Source organism: Polynucleobacter difficilis (assembly GCF_003065365.1).
Lineage (GTDB): Bacteria > Pseudomonadota > Gammaproteobacteria > Burkholderiales > Burkholderiaceae > Polynucleobacter > Polynucleobacter difficilis.
In genome coordinates, this window is record NZ_CP023276.1 from 1,607,102 (window position 1) to 1,626,541 (window position 19,440).

The window sequence follows — 19,440 nt, forward strand, 5'->3', positions numbered from 1 at the left end:
GATTAGCCATGATTGAGCTCGTGATAGTTGAGCTAGGCTGTTGGTGTGTTTAGTCACAAATCTCCAAATGCAATATGTAGTTCGTTCATGTTACATAAAAGACAAAACCCCAGCTATCTCTAACTGGGGTTTGCTTTTCTGGTGGGCCCACCAGGACTTGAACCTGGGACCAAAGGATTCCGGTTTGTGTAGCTTTCGCCACTCCCTGGACTATGCCTTCATCATATTGATTGCTCAACTTAGATGGGTGCCGTCTAGTCTCTACACGTTCAAAGTATTTCTACTAAGCTTCGCTCGGCGTTAGCTTGTGCAGCTTTTGGCTACATTTAGCTTTCTCCGAATTTGACACCATCCCTTATGCAGTTTCCACGCATAAGGCACAACTTTCGCTATGAGTCCTCTGCTCTAACCAACTGAGCTATGGGCCCTAAATCGTTACATTTACTACACACCTTACTGCTGGTGTTTACCACTGCAAAACCACACTAAAACCCTATTTACTACACACCACGAAAAATGCTCTGGTGTGTAAGCGGTGTGTAAGCAATTTTGACCACCTAATCGACCACTAACCTCTTGAATCTATTGAGGTCTTTGTTACAAGACCCCTAGGGCTTCTTTCTTATGAGTCCTCTGCTCTAACCAACTGAGCTATGGGCCCGTTAGTCTTTCGATCAATCCTCTTCGAGGAAAGTCTTGAGTTTGTCGCTGCGGCTTGGGTGACGCATTTTTCTCAAGGCCTTGGCTTCAATCTGACGAATGCGCTCACGCGTAACATCAAACTGCTTACCGACTTCTTCGAGGGTATGGTCTGTGCTCATTTCTACACCGAAACGCATACGCAATACTTTGGCTTCGCGCGGCGTTAATGAATCGAGAACATCCTTAACAACATCGCGCATGGATTCATGCAATGCCGCTTCGGCTGGAGCCAAGGTGTTGCCGTCTTCAATGAAGTCGCCTAAATGGGAGTCTTCGTCATCGCCAATCGGTGTTTCCATCGAAATAGGCTCTTTGGCGATCTTCATGATCTTACGGATCTTGTCTTCTGGAATCTCCATCTTCAATGCCAAGGTGGCCGCATCTGGCTCATGCCCAGTCTCTTGCAAGATCTGACGGCTAATACGGTTCATCTTGTTGATGGTTTCAATCATATGAACCGGAATACGAATCGTACGGGCTTGATCCGCAATCGAACGGGTAATAGCCTGACGAATCCACCAGGTTGCATAAGTAGAGAACTTATAGCCACGGCGATACTCAAACTTATCCACCGCCTTCATGAGGCCAATGTTGCCCTCTTGAATCAAATCGAGGAACTGCAAGCCGCGGTTGGTGTATTTCTTGGCAATCGAAATCACCAAACGCAAGTTAGCAACAGTCATTTCCCGTTTAGCTTCACGTGCGCGCTTCTCGCCTGCAATCATTTGCTTATTTACTTCTTTCAATTCAGGCAAAGGCAAAACAACCCTGGTCTGAATATCAATCAGTTTTTGTTGCAGTTCTTGAATGGCAGGAACATTACGCTCTAAGAGTGCGCTGTAGGACTTATTGTCTTTCAGCAAATTGGCAGTCCACTTCAAATTCATGGACATCTTAGGGAAATCTTTTAATACTTCACCGCGCGGTACTCCAATTTTGTCGACCAACAAGCTAACAATGCCGCGCTCTAGCTTCCATACCTGATCCACCTGGGAGCGCATGGTGTCGCAGAGTTTTTCAACGCTCTTTGCTGTCAAACGGAAACCGAGTAATTCATTACGAATGGCTTCTTGTGCCTTGATGTATCCAGGGCAGTTGTATCCATCGCGATCATAGGCACGGCGCATCTTATCCGCCTGAGTACGGATGATGGCAAATTTCTCTAAAGAAATCTGCTTGAGTTCTTCGAGTTGCTTGGCGCTCGCTGTGCTTGCACCGCCACCGCCGCCACCAGAATCTTCTTCACCACCCTCTTCATCGCCCTCTACTGCCTCGAGGTCTTCTTCTGGCTCATCCGGTCCAAGCTGAATATCTTCTGCATTGGGATCAACTAAACCATCGACAAACTGGTCAATCTCCATTTCGCCTGAAACAATTTTGTCCGCATTGCCAATGATTTCAGCAATCGTTACTGGGCATGCTGAAAGCGCCATCACCATGTCTTTGAGGCCTGCCTCAATTTTCTTGGCAATGACGATCTCGCCTTCACGGGTCAGCAGGTCTACTGTTCCCATCTCGCGCATGTACATGCGCACAGGATCAGTGGTGCGGCCAAACTCGGAATCAACGGTTGATAGCGCAGCTTCAGCCTCTTCTTCCGCCTCTTCATCGGATGCACCAGAAATACCATTCTCATTGAGAAGAAGGGTTTCTGCATCAGGGGCCTGCTCGTATACGGTAATGCCAATGTCATTGAGCAAACCAATTAAGGTTTCGAGCGCGTCCGCATCCGACAATTCATCGGACATCACGTCATTCATTTCGCCGTGGGTTAGGTAGCCCTTGGACTTACCCATCTTAATTAGGGTTTTCAGACGTGCGCGGCGTAATTCTTGCTGCTCTTCGGAACCTAACTGCTGTGCTGCAAATTCTTTTAAAAGGGCCTTCTCTTTGGCCTTGCGATCGCGGGCTTTTTGGCGATCGGTGCGATTGTCTTCGCCGGACTCAGCCGCAGGGACTTCCGCTTTGGCTTTACGTCCTTTGGTTTTTTTGCCCTCTTCCGCTAACCCTCCGCCTTGCAATGCCTCAGCAGGTGTAGCCGTTTTGGACTTACCCTTGCCTTTTGCTGGAACTGCCTCGGGCTCAGCTGCTTTACCTTTTTTGGCTGGAACGTCTTTGCTTGTTTTTGCAGCGGCAACGGCTTTCTTTGTTTCCTTGCTTGGCTTGGCTGCTGACTTAACTTCGGGCCTTGCTTTTGCAGCTGCCTTCGCTGGCACCTTTGCTACTGGTTTGGCTGGCGCAGCTGATTTCTTGACTGCCTTCGCTGGAACTTTTGCCGCCGCTTTAGCTACTGGCTTTGCTACCTTCTTTGCTACTGGCTTTGCACTTGGCTTAGCCGATTTAGCAATCGGCTTTTTTACTGCCTTCGCAGGTGCCGCTGCTTTTTTAGGGGCTACTTTAGATACTGGCTTTGACTTAACCACTACTGCCTTTTTGGCAGGTGCCTTGGCTTTGCTTGTCGGAGCGGCTTTCTTTACGGGTGCCTTAGCAGCGACTTTGCTTTTTGCTGGCGCGGCCGCCTTCTTGGCAAGGGGTTTGGACTTGCTTGCTGCTGAAGTATTTTTCACGGGTTTCGCGCTTTTCTTGATCTTGCTGCTTGGCATAGGTTTACGCTCACTTACTTAAATAATGGTTGGTTTCAATGGGTCAGACCAATTGCCTGGGCCACTACCGTCAATAAATGCAAATTAATGACGCAAGTGACTGAATTAAATCGTATTTTTTCTCTGAACAGAGGATTATAGTCGATTCAGTGTTTTCTGACGCTGGAATCAGCAATAAACGGGCTTAAACCGCTAATTTTTACAGGCCTAAGGAGCTTAAGGGGCTTTTTTTAGGAAAACTTCAGCCGTTCGCCGAGCTCGCGATACCGCGCCCGATCCGCATCGGAGGCTTCACCACTGGAAATGCGCTGGGTAATGGCGGTCATTTCATTTTTCAGTTGCAGCAAATGGAGCTTTTTCAGGGCTCCGTCCAGGTCAGCAGCAGCGCCGGCTGCATCCAAATCGGATTCCATCACGCGTTTACGCAGCACCTCATACATCGATGCCAGCTCACTCCGGGAAAGTTGCTCCTGAAACAATGCAAATGCACCGGTACCTGGAGTTGATTCTGCGCTCGATGGATTGGGCAAATAATCCAATTGATCGCACTGCTTGATCAAATCGGTCATGAGCATCAATGCATTAGCTGAGCGCTGCTCCGCTGCTGCCAAGACTAATTGACGTTGATCGCTATTGAGGCCCTTACCCAAATGTGGAAACTGAATCAGCACGCGCAAAATTTGCTCGGCTAAATCCATTGGCGCATTGGGTGGTGGAATCACCGGTGCAGCTGGTTTTTTACTGTAGCCTTTACCGGGCTGCCACGTACTGGATTGGGTTCGTACTCCAGTGCCACTTTGCACTGCCGTTGTTCCCTGCGCTGGATTACTGCTGCGCACTGCTGGCGCAATCGTTAACCCACAAAATGCTTCTAACTCAGCCGCGGTGGAGGATGTTCGAATGGCTACTTCGCGCAGCATTTGGGAGCGCAAGGCAATCGGTGCCATCGATAAAAACAGAGGCTTAGCAGCATGGTGGGTTTGCGCGCGGCCTTCAGGCGAGGTTAAGTCATGGCCCTCGCTCACGATCTTAAAAAAGAATCCTGAAAATGACGTCGCTTCTTTAATGGCTTTTTCAAATGCGGGTGCACCATATGCCCGAACGTAACTATCGGGATCGTGTTCAGTTGGTAAAAATAAGAATCGGATTTCTTTATCGTCTGACATTAATGGCAAGCACGCCTCAAGCGCCCGCTGCGCTGCGCGTTGGCCGGCGGCATCCCCATCAAACGCAAACACAATCCGATCGGTTTGGCGCAATAACATGCGCACGTGATTGGCGGTGCATGCAGTACCTAAAGTTGCTACAGCATTTGGAAAGCCCAATTGCGCTAAGGCCACCACGTCCATATAGCCTTCGCAAACCAAGACGTACTCTTGCGCCCGAATCGCTTGGCGCGCCTCAAACAAACCATACAAGGTATTGCCTTTAGAAAAGAGTGGCGTCTCAGGTGAGTTCAAATACTTTGGCTCGCCTTGGTCCAGGATGCGTCCACCAAAACCGATTACCTGTCCCTTGTGATTCCGAATCGGAAACATCACGCGATCGCGAAAGCGGTCATAGCGCCGCGCCGTTTGGCTCGACTCACTGGTTTCACTTTGTATTAACAAACCACCTTCAAGTAAGGGCTTAGCAGTAGCGTCGTCAGCATAGCTTCCAAACACAGCTTCTAGACCTTGCCAACCATCGGGCGCGTACCCGAGTGAGTAGCGCTTCGCAACTTCACCGGTAAGGCCGCGGCTTTTTAAATAATCGATTGCGCGCGGCGCGGCTTTTAATTGATTTTTGTACCAATCAGCTGCTAAGCCCATAACCTCACTTAAAGCGAGGGCCTGCTGTTGCCTGGCCACATCATTGGCGGTGCGCTCTTCACGCGGTACCGTGAGTCCGGCAGATCGTGCGAGCTCTTCAATCGTTTCAACGTAACCAAGTCCGGAGTACTCCATTAAAAAGCCGATGGCAGAACCGTGCGCACCACAACCAAAGCAGTGGTAGAACTGCTTTGTCGCCGATACGGAAAATGACGGGGACTTTTCTTGATGGAATGGGCACAGGCCTTGGTAGTTGGCGCCTGCTTTTTTTAACTTAACGTGCTGCCCAACGACGTCGACGATATCAACTCGATTTAATAAATCCGCAATAAACGATTGAGGGATCATGCCCATGATGCTCTTTGCTTTGGGCTTACTGAGCGAGCGCCGCTTTCACGAGGCCAGATACCGCGCCCATATCGGCTTTGCCTGCTAGTTGTGGCTTAAGCGCACCAATCACCTTACCCATGTCCTGCGGTCCACTTGCGCCAAGTTGTTTGATGGTTGCGGTCACAATGGCAGCGACCTCGGCATCGGATAACTGCGCCGGTAAGTAGGCTTGCATGATGGCCATCTCAGCCGCTTCGATCGCCACTAAATCTGCACGGCCTGCTTTTTCAAACTGACTGATGGAATCTTTGCGCTGCTTGATTAACTTTTCAACAATCGCAATTACGCCAGCGTCATCCACTACCACGCGCTCGTCAACCTCACGCTGTTTGATGGCTGCCAGCAAAAGGCGAATTGCACCTAAACGCTCGGCCTCTTTAGCGCGCATGGCGTTTTTCATATCCTCGGTGATTTGGTCTTTCAGGCTCATTGCATTTCCTTGCGTGTATTGAATCTCTTGGTGTCTATTAGTACCACAACAAAAAAACAAAAACCCGCTGCGTTTTACCGTCAGCGGGCTTGTTGGCAACTCTATAAATTGAGTGCCTGTATTCGGGCTGCCCTCTTAGTAGAGCTTTTTAGGCAACATCTGGCTGCGAATACGCTTGTAATGGCGTTTTGCGGCAGCAGCTTTTTTGCGCTTGCGCTCTGCAGTTGGCTTTTCGTAAAACTCGCGGGCACGCAAGTCAGTCAAAAGACCGTTTTTTTCAATGGTGCGCTTGAAACGGCGTAATGCCACTTCAAAAGGCTCGTTTTCGCGAAGGCGGACTGTAGTCATGCTGGTTTAACTCGTATATGCTCGAATAATCGAAATTAACTGAATCACGGATTCTAGCACGGCTTAACTAAAAATGATCGTTTTGGGCATAGAAACTTCCTGTGACGAGACCGGAATCGCGGTTTATGACACAAAAAACTGGGAAGCAGGCCAAGCGGCCGGCCTAGGCATATTAGGCCAGGCCCTCCACTCTCAGGTTGCCATGCACCGTGAGTATGGGGGCGTTGTCCCCGAATTAGCCTCCAGAGACCATATTCGGCGGGTTTTACCCCTGCTTGAGCAGGCTTTAGACGAGGCCAGCCTGCCCCTGGAGTCGATTGATGCCATTGCCTATACCCAAGGCCCGGGACTTGCTGGGGCCCTTTTGGTGGGGACCGCCTTTGGCCGGTCCCTGGCACTGGCTTTAAACAAACCTTCGATTGGCGTGCACCACCTTGAGGGCCACCTACTCTCCCCCCTTTTGGGTGAATCCGCCCCCCGTTTTCCATTTATTGCCCTCTTGGTATCGGGTGGCCACACCCAACTGATGGCAGTGGAAGGGGTCGGGCAATACGAACTTCTTGGGGAAACCGTCGATGATGCCGCCGGTGAGGCATTCGATAAAACGGCCAAATTATTGGGCTTGGACTACCCCGGCGGCGCTGCGGTATCGCTCTTGGCGGAACGTGGCAAACCAGGGCGCTTTGATTTACCCCGGCCAATGCTCCATTCAGGTGACTTAGATTTTTCATTTTCAGGACTCAAAACAGCCGTCCTCAATCAAGTCAATCGCTTTAGCCCTGACAGCCCGGACGATAAAGCGCAGTTTGATGCCGATCTAGCCCATGCCTTTGTTGAGTCTCTAGTGGATGTATTGGTACAGAAGTCGGCCAAAGTTATAAAACAAACGGGCTACCGTGATTTGGTCTTGGCTGGCGGAGTGGGTGCTAACAAACAACTTAGAGCGGCGCTCAATGCACGTGCACAACGCGATCAGTTTCAGGTGCACTACCCGCCGCTGCAGCTTTGCACCGACAACGGCGTCATGATTGCTTTTGCGGGGGCCTTGCGTTTGCTTGCAGGGCACCAGGACGGTGGTACTGCCGCCTTTGACGTTAAACCGCGTTGGGATTTAACTGCCGCTTAACGATGAGAAGCGAGCGGTAATTGAAGTCTTAATGCCATCCGCATCCAGACCGCAACGCGACATTAATAAGTTGTAATCACCATGCTCAATGAATTCATCCTTCAGGCCCAATTGCAATACTGGCTTATTGATATTCAATTGGATGAGCGCCTCTAAGCAAGCACTACCAGCGCCCCCCATAATTGCGCCGTCCTCAATCGTCACGAGGTAGTCATGGTTGGCAGCAACCGCTTTCAGCAAATCGACGTCCAAGGGTTTTACAAAACGCATATTCACTACGGTTGCATTAAGTAGCTCACCCACATCAAGCGCAGGGTACAGCAATGTTCCAAACGCCAAAATGGCAAGCCGTTTGCCAGCAGCTGCAGTTGACTCACGCCGTACCTCGCCCTTGCCCAAAGGCACACTACGCAATTCAGCTGAAGGCTTGACGCCAGCCCCGGAGCCCCGCGGGTAACGCACAGCACTTGGGTGCGGCTGACGATAGGCTGTAGTGAGTAAATCGCGGCACTCGGATTCATCTGCCGGAGTCATCACCAGCATGTTCGGTATGCAGCGCAAGAAGGGAATGTCATACGCGCCAGCATGGGTCGCACCATCGGCACCCACTAAACCAGCGCGATCGAGCGCAAACACCACTGGCAAATCCTGAATCGCTACATCATGAATCAGTTGGTCGTAGGCGCGTTGCAAAAAGGTGGAATAAATCGCCACCACTGGCTTCATGCCTTCACAGGCCATGCCTGCAGCAAAGGTAACGGCATGCTGTTCTGCAATGCCAACGTCGTAATAGCGATCAGGGAAGCGCTTTTCAAACTCGACGAGGCCCGATCCCTCGCGCATAGCAGGCGTGATGCCAACTAGCAGCGGATCGGCATGCGCCATATTGCACAGCCACTCACCAAATACCTGCGTAAAGGTTTGCTTGGTATTACTTGCTTTTTGAATGCCCTCGGAGGGATTAAATTTACCGGGGCCGTGATACAGAACCGGATCGGCTTCTGCCAACATGTACCCTTGGCCCTTACGCGTGACCACATGCAAAAACTGTGGGCCGCCGCCTTCCAGAGCTAGTCGTCGAACGTTTTGCAGCATGGGCAGCAAAGCATCTAAATCGTGGCCATCGATCGGACCAAAATAGTTAAAACCAAATTCTTGAAAAATCGTCGATGGCGATACCATGCCCTTCGCATGGTCCTCTAAGCGCTTAGCAAACTCGCGCAATGGTGGCGCAATCGATAAAACGCTATCGATGCCTTTTTTGGTTGCTGAATAAATGTTGCCGCTGAGTAGGCGCGCGAGATAGCGATTGAGCGCCCCCACTGCGGGCGAAATCGACATGTCGTTGTCATTCAAAATCACGATCAAGGGCAAGTCATCGTAGACACCAGCGTTATTCATGGCTTCAAACGGCATGCCGGCGCTCATGGCGCCATCACCTATGACCGCAACTGCAACCCGCTGCTCGCCTTTGGTTTGCGCTGCCCTAGCCATGCCCATGGCCGCAGAAATACTTGTCGAAGAATGGCCAGTGCCGAAGGTATCGTATTCACTTTCTGCGCGGCGCGGAAATCCAGAGAGGCCATTAAATTGGCGCAGGGTACTCATGCGCTCACGGCGACCCGTCAAAATTTTATGGGGGTAACTTTGATGCCCGACGTCCCACACAATGCGATCACGTGGCGTATCAAATACGTAATGGAGCGCAATCGATAACTCGACCGTACCTAAGTTAGACGATAAGTGTCCGCCGGTTTTGGATACCGAATCAATGACAAACTGACGTAGCTCATCGGCAAGGGCTGGCAGCGCCTCGCGTTCCAATTTACGCAAATCAGCAGGATCATTAATCGTATTCAACATCATCGTAGTCAGAACGTAGTTAAAAAAATAATTAGTGTGTGCGCTCTACTACAAGCCGCGCCAGTGCGCGCAGTGCATCTGCTTTGGGACCAAACGATGCAAGACTATCTAAAGCATGGGCTTGTAATTCTTTCGCTTGGTTTTGAGCATACTCTAAGCCCATCAGCGTGACGTAGGTTGGTTTATCGTCTGCCGCATCTTTGCCGGCAGTCTTACCCAAAGTTTGGCTATCGGCAGTTGCATCCAGCACATCATCCACCACCTGAAAAGCCAGCCCGAGCGCAGTCGAGTATTGCGTCAATTGAGTCAGCGCAGTTGCATCCAGCTCGGCAGCAATCGCGCCCATGCGAACGGCACAGCTCAGCAAAGCACCGGTTTTCATGGCGTGCATTTGCTTGAGGGCAGTGAGATCAATTTTTTGGCCCACGCTCTCCAAGTCAATCGCCTGCCCACCAGCCATACCAAGGGAGCCTGAGGCTTTACTTAACTCACCAATCAGAGATAAGCGCATCTCCGCCGTGCCTTTAGTGGCCACTAATACCTCAAACGCTTTCGTTTGCAGGGCGTCGCCAACCAAAAGTGCCGTTGCCTCATCAAATGCTTTGTGTACGGTAGGGCGCCCGCGACGTAAATCATCGTCATCCATGCACGGTAGATCATCGTGCACCAAGGAATAGGCATGAATCATCTCAATGGCGGCTGCAGCAGCATCGAGTACCTCAGGCTTGGACTTACCCAGCTCACCCGCAGCAAACACCAATAAAGGACGAATCCGTTTACCGCCCCCTTGGGCGGCATAGCGCATGGCCTCATGCAAGCGTTGCGGCAGTAACTGGGCTGAATCAAGACGAAGATCCAAAGCTGTTTCGGCGCGCGCCGAGCCGGCCTGTAACCACACTCCAAAATCAAATGTCATGGGATTAGGCCTCGAATACCCGAACCTGTTGCTCGACTTGCGCTAAGACACCCTGGCAATGGCGCAATAAAGCGGCACCGCGCTGATAAGCGGCCAAGGTTTCTTCAAGGGAATATTGACCTGACTCCATATCGGCAATCAGTTTTTCAAGTTCTTTGACTGCCTGCTCATAGCGCAGGGCTGGGTCAATTTGCACCTCTATGCCATTGGCAATGGCATCGGATTTTTTTGCTGGCATGTGCAGTTTCCGGAAAATAAGGGGGTTATATGGCTCGTATGCCTAAATCATGCCTGATTTTCCACCAAAGCAGCGTCTTCCTATAAAAGCGAGCCCCAGTCATCGGTGGGTATAATCCCCTCCTTCCTTTCCAATATCGATCTTTCGATGGTTGGATTGGTTGTTCCGCTTAGCTTCGGCTGACTTTTTCGGGGGTGGGGAGAATGACTAATCTGGCTACCGCGCAGCAACTTGCGCCGTCCAATCTGCAGTTGCCGGTCTCGGCCTACTTTGACGTTGATCTATATCAGCGCGAAATGGCTCTGCTTTTTAAGCAGGGCCCGGGCTATGTTGGTCATCAACTCATGGTTCCAGATCAAGGCTCCTACCGCACCCTTTCCGCCGAGAACGAAGGTCGCTTACTGGTTCGAAATAGCACAGGCGTTGAACTCCTCTCCAATGTATGCCGCCATCGTCAGGCGCTCATGCTCAATGGCTCAGGTCAAGTCGATACCATCGTTTGCCCTTTGCACCGCTGGACCTATGACTTAGAGGGGCAGTTGCTGGGAGCGCCTCATTTTGGCGATAAGCCCTGCTTGCATTTAGGTAAATCGCCTTTGCAAAATTGGCAAGGCATGCTGTTTGAAGGTCCACGCGATGTTGTAAAAGACCTGGGCAAATTAGGTGTTGCCGACGATTTGGATTTTACGGGCTACATGCTCGACCACGTTGAGGTGCATGAGTGCAACTACAACTGGAAAACCTTCATTGAGGTTTACCTCGAGGATTACCATGTGGTGCCGTTTCATCCGGGGCTTGGTCAATTTGTCTCCTGTGAAGACTTGCATTGGGAATTCGGTGATTGGCATAGCGTACAAACCGTGGGCATCCATAAAAACCTCGCCAATCCGGGCTCTCCCGTGTATCGCCAATGGCATGACGCAGTGCTGCGCCACCATGGCAATAAGCCCCCGCGGCATGGTGCTATTTGGTTGACCTACTACCCCAATGTAATGGTCGAGTGGTATCCGAGCGTGCTGTGCATCTCCACACTGCATCCCCTGGGACCCAATAAAACCCGCAATATTGTGGAGTTTTACTACCCCGAAGAAATCGCCCTATTTGAGCGTGAGTTCGTCGAGGCTGAGCGCGCCGCATATATGGAAACCTGCACCGAGGATGATGAGATTGCAGAGCGCATGGATGCGGGTCGCGCCGCGCTCCTCGCACGGGGCGTAAACGAAGTTGGCCCCTATCAAAGTCCGATGGAAGACGGCATGCAGCATTTCCATGAATGGTATCGCCGGGAGATGCAGTTTTAACTAGGCCGGCAGATGTATTCACGGTAGACTATTTTTTACCGACGACCCATAAGGAGCTTGCGCTATGCACCCACTCATCACGCCCAATCAATTAGAAGAGCTCGTTAATACCGGCGCAGATATTCTGATCTGCGACTGCCGCTTTGATTTAACCAATCCGCAAGCGGGTCGTGAAGCCTATAACGCAGGGCATATATTGGGTGCCATTTACGTCGATCTGGATCGCGATCTCTCTGCTGCAAAAACCGGGAGCAACGGTCGTCATCCACTTCCGAGCCCCCAAGCGTGGGCAGATACAAAGCAGCGCCTTGGTATTGATCCAAAAACAACCGTCATTGCCTACGATAATCACGGCTCGGTCTATGCAAGCCGTTTGTGGTGGATGCTCAAAGCCAGTGGGCATGCGCATGTCCAAGTCTTGGATGGTGGCCTCTCGGCATGGAATGGCTCGATTGGCACCATTCCACCAGTGATTGAGCCTTTAAAAGTAACTCCGGCTCCGCAGGATTGGGCGGGCGCAGTCACAGTAGACGCCATTGAAGAATGCATTGCAGATCCGAATTTACTGGGTCATTGCATGATCGATGCGCGTGCTGAGGATCGCTTTCGCGGGGAAAATGAAACCTTGGATCCCATCGGCGGCCATATTCCAGGGGCGCTGAATCGATTCTTTAAACACAATCTGAGCGCAGGGCAATTTAAATCACCTGAGGTCTTGCGCACTGAATTTAAAGCCTTGCTGGGCAGCACTCCTGCAAGCAAGGTGATCAATCAGTGCGGCTCTGGCGTGAGTGCTTGCCATAATCTACTGGCGATGGAAGTGGCCGGCTTATCTGGAGCGCGTTTATACGCTGGCAGCTGGAGTGAGTGGTGCGCCGATCCAAAACGGCCGATTGCTACCACCTAGATCGCCCGTTCTTGTGGGGCTGCTTAGTGTCCGCGCGAGAGCAATACAACGAGGCCAACACCACAGCCAATCAGGGCGATTTGACGCAGAGACTCCCGCCAATGGGATCTGCGGTGCATTTGCGGAATTAAATCACTCACGGCAATATAAATAAATCCACTCGAGGCAATCACGAGCAAGTACGGCATAGCCGCATTGGCTTTTTCTAAAAAGTAAAAGCCAAGTACGCCGCCCAAAACCGATAGAGCGCCACTAATGATGTTGTAAAGAAGCGCCCGCATGCGTGAGAAGCCGGCATTAATCAGCACAATGAAGTCACCAATCTCCTGTGGAATTTCATGTGCCACGATCGCAATTGCCGTAAACATGCCCACCTCAAAATCAACCATGAATGCGGCGGCAATCAATACACCATCCACGAAGTTATGCAGACCATCGCCAATCAAAATCATCCAACCGCTTTGACCGGCCTCTTCTGCATCATGTCCATGGTGGTGGTCGTGGCCATCGCCCTCGTGATGATGACTATGGCGCAGTAGTGCGACTTTCTCAAGCAAAAAGAAACCCAGCAAGCCAGCAAGCAGAACGCCAAAGAGTACATGGGCATCTACCCCGGGCATCTCAAATGCTTCAGGCAATGAATGCAGCAAGGCAGTAGCCAGCAAAATGCCAACTGAAATACTCACCATGCGGTCAACGAGCTTCGCCAAAACACCCAGCGATAGGCTAGCTGCAATCAGAACACTGGAGAGACCTGCGCCTGCTGTTACTAAAACGATGAGCTGCAGAGCGGTCATGCCACTCCGTTCCGTTTAAACCAATCGAGGCACTTCACCCAGCCATCGGCTGCAGGACCAGCACGGTAGGTCTCACGATAATCGGCATGAAACGCATGGGGCGCATCAAGGTAAATCTCAAAACGCGATGCTTTGGCTGCGAGATTTTTTGATCCTGCAGCAGCCAATGCTTGACGCATCTTATCGACGCTTTCCAGTGGAATGCCGGTATCAGCTGAACCATACAAGCCAAGTACAGGGGCCTTCAGTTCTGCCGCAATGTCGACGGGATGGCGTGGGTTGCCGACTGTTTTTTCACCGACCAAACGGCCATACCAGGCAACGCCTGCCCGAACTTCAGGCATGGTGGCGGAAAGCCACGTAATGCGCCCACCCCAGCAAAAACCGGTAACGCCGACGCGCTTCACATCGCCGCCATTGGCGCCGGCCCATGCAATCGCTGCTTTAATATCACCCAAAACCTGTACATCCGGTGTTTTCGCAACAATATTGCTAAAAATTTCGGCTACGGTTCCATAGGTATTGGGATCGCCCGCACGCACAAAAAATTCGGGGGCAATCGCCAGGTAACCCAACTTCGCAAAACGGCGGGTGACATCCGCAATGTATTCATGAACGCCAAAAATCTCGCTGCACACAATCACGATCGGTAGCGGTCCCTTCGCCTTTTCAGGGCGAGATACGTAAGCAGGCATCTGAATGCTGCCCGATGGAATGGATAATTCGCCGGCTTTGATACCGGCAAAGTCGGTTTTAATTGCCTGCGCTAAAACGGGTTGGGATGCTGCAACAAAACCGACGCCCAGGCCAGTTGCTGTTACAGCCGACGCCTTCATGAAGTCTCTTCGATTAGTACTCATATTCATCTCCTCATTTCATTTGATTAATGCGCTTCTTCCCAATTATCACCGACACCGATACTAACCAGCAAAGGTACCTTCAGTGTTGCCACCGAGCACATCAGTCCCGGCAGGGCCTTTTGTACGTAATCCAGCTCGTCTAAAGGCACATCAAAGACCAGTTCATCGTGCACTTGCAGCAACATCCGTGTTTTCAGGTTTTCGGTCTCGAGCCAATTCTGTACCGCTACCATCGCCAATTTAATTAAATCCGCAGCAGTGCCTTGCATCGGCGCATTAATAGCAGCGCGTTCGGCGCCCTGCCGGCGGGGGCCATTAGACCCCTTAATCTCGGGCAACCAAAGCCGCCGACCAAAGACCGTTTCGACATAGCCCTGCTCTCGTGCCTGCAGTTTGGTTTCCTCCATGTAGTGGGCTACGCTGGGGTAACGCTCAAAGTAAGTGGCAATGTATTTTTGTGCAGCGGCGCGCTCAATACCTAAATTGCCAGCAAGGCCATACGCACTCATGCCATAAATCAAACCAAAGTTAATCACCTTGGCATAGCGACGTTGTTCTGACGATACTTGCTCGAGCGGAATGCCGAAAATTTCAGCGGCAGTTGCCTGATGAATGTCTTTACCCGCTGCAAATGCGGTTAACAAACTGTCATCTTCCGCAATGTGCGCCATGATGCGCAGTTCAATTTGCGAATAATCGGCAGACAGTAACTTACAACCTGCCGCTGGCACAAACGCTTCGCGTATCCGCCGACCCTCCTCGGTACGAACCGGAATGTTCTGCATATTGGGCTCGCTTGATGCCAAGCGCCCAGTCACTGCAACGGCCTGCGAGAAATTGGTATGCACGCGCCCAGTTTTGGGGTTGACCATGCGTGGCAATTTCTCAATGTAGGTCGACATCAGTTTTGCCAGGCCGCGGTAATCCAAAATCCTCGCAGGCAAGGGAAAGTCCTCCGCCAGTTTTTGCAATACCTCTTCATCGGTCGACGGGGCGCCTGATGGTGTTTTCTTAATCACCGGTAACTGCAATTGCCCAAACAGAATCTCGGCAATTTGTTTAGGCGACTGAATATTAAATGGCTGCCCTGCAAGCGCATGAATCTCGCCCTCTAAGGCCAACAGTCGCTTACCTACTTCGAGTCCTTGGGCCGCTAAACGCGCCGAGTCAATCCGAATGCCATTGCGCTCCATCACTCCCAGGACGCGCATGGCGGGCATTTCGATCTGTTCGTATACGTAGCGCAAGCCAGGGCTATTTTCAATCTGCGGCCATAAAAAATGATGCAGGCGCAAAGTAATATCGGCATCTTCTGCTGCATAGTTGGTTGCTGTTGCCAGGTCGACTTGATCAAAGCCAATTTGATGTGCACCCTTACCGCACACTTCTTCGTAGCGAATGGTCTTCACACCCAAGTGGCGCTCCGCCAAGCTATCCATATTGTGGGCCAAATGGGATTCCAAAACATAGGACTCCAACAAGGTGTCGTGCTGTATCCCGCGCAAGGTAATACCGTAGTTCGCAAAAATGTGGGCGTCGTACTTGAGATTCTGTCCGACTTTGTGGCGCTTGGGGTCCTCTAGCCACGGGCGTATTTGATCCAAGACCGATTGGCGATCGAGTTGATCCTCGCCGGTGCGGTGTGCCAATGGGATGTAACAGGCAACGCCCTCTTCCGCACTAAGTGAAATGCCAACGAGTTCGGCTACCAATGCGTCAAGCCCAGTAGTTTCCGTATCAACGCATACCAAATCAGCAGCGGCTATTTTGGCGAGCCATGCATCGAGTCTTGTCTGATCAACCACGCATTCGTATCGACGCTCAATCGCGTTTTGCTGCGTAGCGTCTTTTGCTGGAATCGTTGGCGTGAGCGCTGGCGCTTGCATTGATTTTGATGGGCTTGCTTTGGATGGCGAATCAACATTGCCAACCAAATCGAATGTGGGAGCTTCGCTTGATGAAGTAGTAGTTACTGCGCCACTACCTTCTTCACTCAAACGCTTCTCCACATCACGTAACCAGGTTTTAAATGCAAAGCGCTCGAAGAACTCTTTTAATGCGGGTAAATTTTCTGGCTTGGCATGCAAATCATCGAGGCCAGGGATATGCTCATTGAGATCGCAGTCCAATTTAACGGTGAGTAGTTCACGCGCGCGCAATAACCATGGCAGGCTGGCGCGGAGGTTATCACCCACTACGCCTTTGATTTCATCCGCACATGCCATTAACTGATCTAAGTCACCGTATTCGGCGAGCCACTTATTTGCGGTCTTCGGCCCAGCCTTAGGTACTCCAGGTACGTTATCCACCGCATCGCCAACGATGGTGAGGTAGTCGACAATGCGCTCGGGCGGTACCCCGAACTTTTGTATCACCCCATCCACATCGAGCTTTTCATCGGTCATCGTATTAATCAGCGATACCGATGGATTAACCAGTTGCGCCAAATCCTTATCCCCAGTCGAGATGATGGTGTCCCAGCCTGCCTCAGTAGCTTGTCTGGCCAGCGTACCAATGACGTCGTCCGCTTCCACCCCTGAAACCACCAAAACGGGCCAGCCTAAGGCCTTGACCAGTTCATGAATCGGCTCAATTTGCGCGACCAGGTCTTCCGGCATGGAACTGCGATTTGCCTTGTATTCGGGGTACATTTCATCCCGGAAGGTCTTGCCTTTGGCATCAAAAACGCAGGCTAAGTGGTCTGCCTGGATCTCGGCCCTAGCACGCCGCATCATATTAACCATGCCATAGACCGCTCCAGTAGGCTCTCCAGCCGCATTTCGGAGGTCTGGCATGCCATGAAAGGCCCGATACAGGTAACTGGAGCCGTCTACCAACAAGAGTCTATGTTTAGTCATACCGCAATCGTACAATCTAGTTACTTACTTGTTGCCAATTCCTTGCCATCTCGGCTGAGGAGCTGGCTTGAGATAACCTAAAACCAAGATCACTTTATGCGCCCAACCCTGCACCTGCTTGCAACTTCGCTGATTTCAAGCCTCATGGCCGTTTGCGCCTCTGCCCAAGCTCAAGGGGGAAATTCCCAGGCCCTGAGCCCAGCAGAGCTTAATCGCATTAATAATCAACCGATTGCAGCCCCCGTTGGCAACCCCGGCGCACTCGGTAATGCCGATGCGCGTAAGCCCACTTTCGAGTACACCGATCCAGGCGGCACTCAAGTCAAAGAATTTCGTGATGCCAATGCACCGACCGAGGTTCAAGTCAAAGGCCCCTTAGGCACCTATGAAATGTCGCCCCCTACATCCGTCATGCCCGGACCAAGCAACCAAAGCAATGACAATTTGCTGAGCGTTCCCAGTATCAGCATTCCGTTTTAAGTCGCGTCTCGTATGGCTGTATTTACCCCCGTTCAATTAAGCGATATCGCGAAATGGATTTCTACCGACTTTGATATTGGGGTAGCGTCGGCTGTTCGTGGCATTCAGGGTGGGATTGAGAACTCCAATTTTTTTCTCGACACAAAGAACGAGCGCGGTCCAAACGAATACGTTCTTACTATTTTTGAGCGTTTATCTGCGGCCCAGCTTCCCTACTATCTTGAGCTCATGCGCCACTTGGCCGACAAGGGCATTCCTGTGCCTAAGCCGATTGCGAATCACGCAGGCGCAATTTTATTTACACTCAAAAGCAAGCCAGCCGCAATCGTCAGTAAGTTAGCCGGCGCATCCTGTATGCAGCCCACCTCCGACCACTGCGCGATGGTTGGCGCAATGCTAGCCAAGATGCATCTCGCTGGCGCTGACTTTTCAGGCCACCAACCGAATCTGCGTAGCCTTGGCTGGTGGCGCGAAACAGTTCCAGCGATATTGCCCCACCTAAGCACCGATCAAAGTGCCTTGCTGGTTGATGAGATGGCTTTTCAAGAAGCATTTTTTGCATCGGCCGCATACCGCGCACTTCCAGAAGGCGCTAGCCATTGCGATCTCTTTCGCGACAACGTCCTATTTGAAGGTCAAGGCTCAGCGATGCGTCTTGGTGGATTTTTTGATTTCTATTTTGCCGGTACCGATAAATGGTTATTTGATCTTGCGGTCACCATCAATGATTGGTGCTTCTTAGAAGGCGGCGCGCTGGATTCTGGTCGCATGCAAGCTTTAGTTGATGCCTATCAATCCGTACGTCCCCTCAGCCCAGATGAACTAGCTAGTGTTGCAGCCATGCTGCGAGCTGCAGCCCTGCGTTTTTGGATCTCGCGTTTGTGGGATTTTTATTTGCCCCGGGATGCGCAGATGTTGACGCCCCATGATCCAAGTCACTTCGAGCGAATATTACGTAGCCGCCGCCAATCTGCTGCAGGTTCTGTTTTTTAAAATCGATCCCACAAAGCGCCTAGATGAAACTCAATCATGTAAACCACAAAGAAGGCATCACCTGGATACGCCAGGGATTTTGGCTTTTTAAAAAAAATCCGCTCGGGTTTTTAATGCTGGTCTTCATGTACATTTTCTTTGCACAACTGTCTATCTTGATTCCAGTGATTGGCGTCTTTGCTGTGCTCTTGTTAACACCCGCCCTCTCGGTTGGTTTTATGACCGCATGCCGGCAAGCCATCCAAGAGGAACGGATTCTACCTACGGCGTATTTGGCTGCATTTCGATTGCCATCGACACTGGCGCGTAAGCGCATTTTGCAACTCGGTCTGATTTACACCGCCTGCATCTTAATCCTCAGCTTTTTGGTCAGTCTTATTGTTGACTTTGAGGCGCTTCTGCCACTTTTGACTAGTGACCAAGCCCCTAGTGCGGAGGCGATGCAACAGCTGTACAAATTAGCGTTTATTGGCGGCTTACTCTACATTCCAGTTGCAATGCTGATGTGGTTTGCGCCCCTTTTGGTTGCCTGGGCTGAAATGCCGGTGATGCAAGCCATCTTTTCGAGCTGGATGGCATGCTGGTCCAATCGCGCTGCCTTTGCTTATTACCTGGTGATTTGGGGCATTGTTCTCGTAGCGCTGCCCATGATGATTGGGGGTTTGCTCGATGCCATTGATTTAGGGAGCATCGCTTCCTACATTGTTGCACCCATATCGATGGCCGGACTCACGATTATGTATTGCTCTTTCTTTGCCACCTGGAAGGGCTGCTTCACTGACAACAACATTGAGCAGCTATCGACCGAAGGGTAGCC

General features: G+C 51.3%; 16 protein-coding genes. 6 read left to right on the plus strand and 10 right to left on the minus strand.

Features of this window, described 5'->3' with window-relative positions; all coding sequences use genetic code 11:
- Positions 1–674: 674 nt before the first annotated feature.
- The 4 genes from rpoD to rpsU form a co-directional block, all read right to left on the minus strand.
- Positions 675–3,305 (minus strand): RNA polymerase sigma factor RpoD, encoded by a 2,631-nt coding sequence (gene rpoD, locus AOC34_RS08200; protein ID WP_234408085.1) that lies wholly within the window; start codon positions 3,303–3,305, stop codon positions 675–677.
- Positions 3,306–3,535: 230 nt separating this feature from the next.
- Entirely contained in the window at positions 3,536–5,464 is a 1,929-nt protein-coding gene (gene dnaG, locus AOC34_RS08205) for a DNA primase (RefSeq protein WP_108470127.1), read from the minus strand.
- A gap of 25 nt (positions 5,465–5,489) precedes the next feature.
- A complete protein-coding gene (locus AOC34_RS08210; protein ID WP_108469605.1) occupies positions 5,490–5,936 on the minus strand; it encodes a GatB/YqeY domain-containing protein in 447 nt (148 codons plus the stop codon).
- A gap of 135 nt (positions 5,937–6,071) precedes the next feature.
- Entirely contained in the window at positions 6,072–6,284 is a 213-nt protein-coding gene (gene rpsU, locus AOC34_RS08215; RefSeq protein ID WP_011903537.1) for a 30S ribosomal protein S21, read from the minus strand.
- A 73-nt stretch (positions 6,285–6,357) separates the two neighbouring features.
- On the opposite strand from rpsU, the gene tsaD reads away from it, so the two are divergent.
- Complete coding sequence (tsaD, locus tag AOC34_RS08220; RefSeq protein ID WP_108469606.1) at positions 6,358–7,410, plus strand: tRNA (adenosine(37)-N6)-threonylcarbamoyltransferase complex transferase subunit TsaD; 1,053 nt, start codon at positions 6,358–6,360, stop codon at positions 7,408–7,410.
- On the opposite strand, the gene dxs is transcribed toward tsaD, so the two are convergent.
- From dxs to xseB, 3 genes are read right to left on the minus strand one after another with little or no spacing between them, the layout of a single operon-like run.
- Positions 7,396–9,285 carry a 1-deoxy-D-xylulose-5-phosphate synthase gene (dxs, locus tag AOC34_RS08225; protein ID WP_108469607.1) on the minus strand — a complete coding sequence of 630 codons (1,890 nt, stop codon included), beginning with the start codon at positions 9,283–9,285 and terminating at the stop codon, positions 7,396–7,398. The two genes, tsaD and dxs, sit on opposite strands and share 15 nt — an antisense overlap.
- A 19-nt stretch (positions 9,286–9,304) precedes the next feature.
- Positions 9,305–10,189, minus strand: a complete 885-nt coding sequence (locus AOC34_RS08230) for a polyprenyl synthetase family protein (RefSeq protein ID WP_108469608.1) — start codon at positions 10,187–10,189, stop codon at positions 9,305–9,307.
- Positions 10,190–10,193: 4 nt separating this feature from the next.
- Entirely contained in the window at positions 10,194–10,427 is a 234-nt protein-coding gene (xseB, locus tag AOC34_RS08235) for an exodeoxyribonuclease VII small subunit (RefSeq protein ID WP_108469609.1), read from the minus strand.
- 203 nt (positions 10,428–10,630) lie between these two features.
- Here xseB and AOC34_RS08240 point away from each other — a divergent pair, with 203 nt between their 5' ends.
- On the plus strand, positions 10,631–11,728 hold the full coding sequence (locus tag AOC34_RS08240) for an aromatic ring-hydroxylating oxygenase subunit alpha (protein WP_108469610.1): 1,098 nt from the start codon (positions 10,631–10,633) through the stop codon (positions 11,726–11,728).
- A gap of 64 nt (positions 11,729–11,792) precedes the next feature.
- Entirely contained in the window at positions 11,793–12,635 is an 843-nt protein-coding gene (locus tag AOC34_RS08245; protein ID WP_108469611.1) for a sulfurtransferase, read from the plus strand.
- Between the two features lie 23 nt (positions 12,636–12,658).
- On the opposite strand, the gene AOC34_RS08250 is transcribed toward AOC34_RS08245, so the two are convergent.
- The 3 genes from AOC34_RS08250 to polA are packed head-to-tail and all read right to left on the minus strand — an operon-like array spanning position 12,659 to position 17,150.
- Complete coding sequence (locus AOC34_RS08250; RefSeq protein ID WP_108469612.1) at positions 12,659–13,432, minus strand: ZIP family metal transporter; 774 nt, start codon at positions 13,430–13,432, stop codon at positions 12,659–12,661.
- Complete coding sequence (locus AOC34_RS08255; RefSeq protein ID WP_234408086.1) at positions 13,429–14,292, minus strand: dienelactone hydrolase family protein; 864 nt, start codon at positions 14,290–14,292, stop codon at positions 13,429–13,431. The genes AOC34_RS08250 and AOC34_RS08255 overlap by 4 nt, the downstream gene beginning before the upstream one ends.
- A gap of 23 nt (positions 14,293–14,315) precedes the next feature.
- The gene (gene polA, locus AOC34_RS08260) at positions 14,316–17,150 is read right to left on the minus strand and encodes a DNA polymerase I (RefSeq protein ID WP_108469614.1); all 2,835 of its coding nucleotides are present in this window, start codon (positions 17,148–17,150) and stop codon (positions 14,316–14,318) included.
- Positions 17,151–17,246: 96 nt separating this feature from the next.
- Between polA and AOC34_RS08265 the strand changes: the two genes are divergently transcribed.
- Genes AOC34_RS08265 through AOC34_RS08275 form a run of 3 tightly spaced genes read left to right on the plus strand, consistent with a single transcriptional unit; the run spans position 17,247 to position 19,438 of the window.
- Positions 17,247–17,630 (plus strand): hypothetical protein, encoded by a 384-nt coding sequence (locus AOC34_RS08265; protein ID WP_108469615.1) that lies wholly within the window; start codon positions 17,247–17,249, stop codon positions 17,628–17,630.
- A gap of 12 nt (positions 17,631–17,642) precedes the next feature.
- Complete coding sequence (locus tag AOC34_RS08270; RefSeq protein ID WP_108469616.1) at positions 17,643–18,623, plus strand: homoserine kinase; 981 nt, start codon at positions 17,643–17,645, stop codon at positions 18,621–18,623.
- Positions 18,624–18,646: 23 nt separating this feature from the next.
- On the plus strand, positions 18,647–19,438 hold the full coding sequence (locus AOC34_RS08275) for a BPSS1780 family membrane protein (RefSeq protein WP_108469617.1): 792 nt from the start codon (positions 18,647–18,649) through the stop codon (positions 19,436–19,438).
- Positions 19,439–19,440: the final 2 nt, after the last annotated feature.

What these genes read in the sequence shown, in the direction of transcription:
- rpoD (WP_234408085.1), bottom strand. Translation starts at nt 3,305, where the DNA reads ATGCCAAGCAGCAAGATCAAGAAAAGCGCGAAACCCGTGAAAAATACT.
- dnaG (WP_108470127.1), bottom strand. Translation starts at nt 5,464, where the DNA reads ATGATCCCTCAATCGTTTATTGCGGATTTATTAAATCGAGTTGATATC.
- AOC34_RS08210 (WP_108469605.1), bottom strand. Translation starts at nt 5,936, where the DNA reads ATGAGCCTGAAAGACCAAATCACCGAGGATATGAAAAACGCCATGCGC.
- rpsU (WP_011903537.1), bottom strand. Translation starts at nt 6,284, where the DNA reads ATGACTACAGTCCGCCTTCGCGAAAACGAGCCTTTTGAAGTGGCATTA.
- tsaD (WP_108469606.1), top strand. Translation starts at nt 6,358, where the DNA reads ATGATCGTTTTGGGCATAGAAACTTCCTGTGACGAGACCGGAATCGCG.
- AOC34_RS08230 (WP_108469608.1), bottom strand. Translation starts at nt 10,189, where the DNA reads ATGACATTTGATTTTGGAGTGTGGTTACAGGCCGGCTCGGCGCGCGCC.
- xseB (WP_108469609.1), bottom strand. Translation starts at nt 10,427, where the DNA reads ATGCCAGCAAAAAAATCCGATGCCATTGCCAATGGCATAGAGGTGCAA.
- AOC34_RS08240 (WP_108469610.1), top strand. Translation starts at nt 10,631, where the DNA reads ATGACTAATCTGGCTACCGCGCAGCAACTTGCGCCGTCCAATCTGCAG.
- AOC34_RS08245 (WP_108469611.1), top strand. Translation starts at nt 11,793, where the DNA reads ATGCACCCACTCATCACGCCCAATCAATTAGAAGAGCTCGTTAATACC.
- AOC34_RS08250 (WP_108469612.1), bottom strand. Translation starts at nt 13,432, where the DNA reads ATGACCGCTCTGCAGCTCATCGTTTTAGTAACAGCAGGCGCAGGTCTC.
- AOC34_RS08255 (WP_234408086.1), bottom strand. Translation starts at nt 14,292, where the DNA reads ATGAGTACTAATCGAAGAGACTTCATGAAGGCGTCGGCTGTAACAGCA.
- polA (WP_108469614.1), bottom strand. Translation starts at nt 17,150, where the DNA reads ATGACTAAACATAGACTCTTGTTGGTAGACGGCTCCAGTTACCTGTAT.
- AOC34_RS08265 (WP_108469615.1), top strand. Translation starts at nt 17,247, where the DNA reads ATGCGCCCAACCCTGCACCTGCTTGCAACTTCGCTGATTTCAAGCCTC.
- AOC34_RS08270 (WP_108469616.1), top strand. Translation starts at nt 17,643, where the DNA reads ATGGCTGTATTTACCCCCGTTCAATTAAGCGATATCGCGAAATGGATT.
- AOC34_RS08275 (WP_108469617.1), top strand. Translation starts at nt 18,647, where the DNA reads ATGAAACTCAATCATGTAAACCACAAAGAAGGCATCACCTGGATACGC.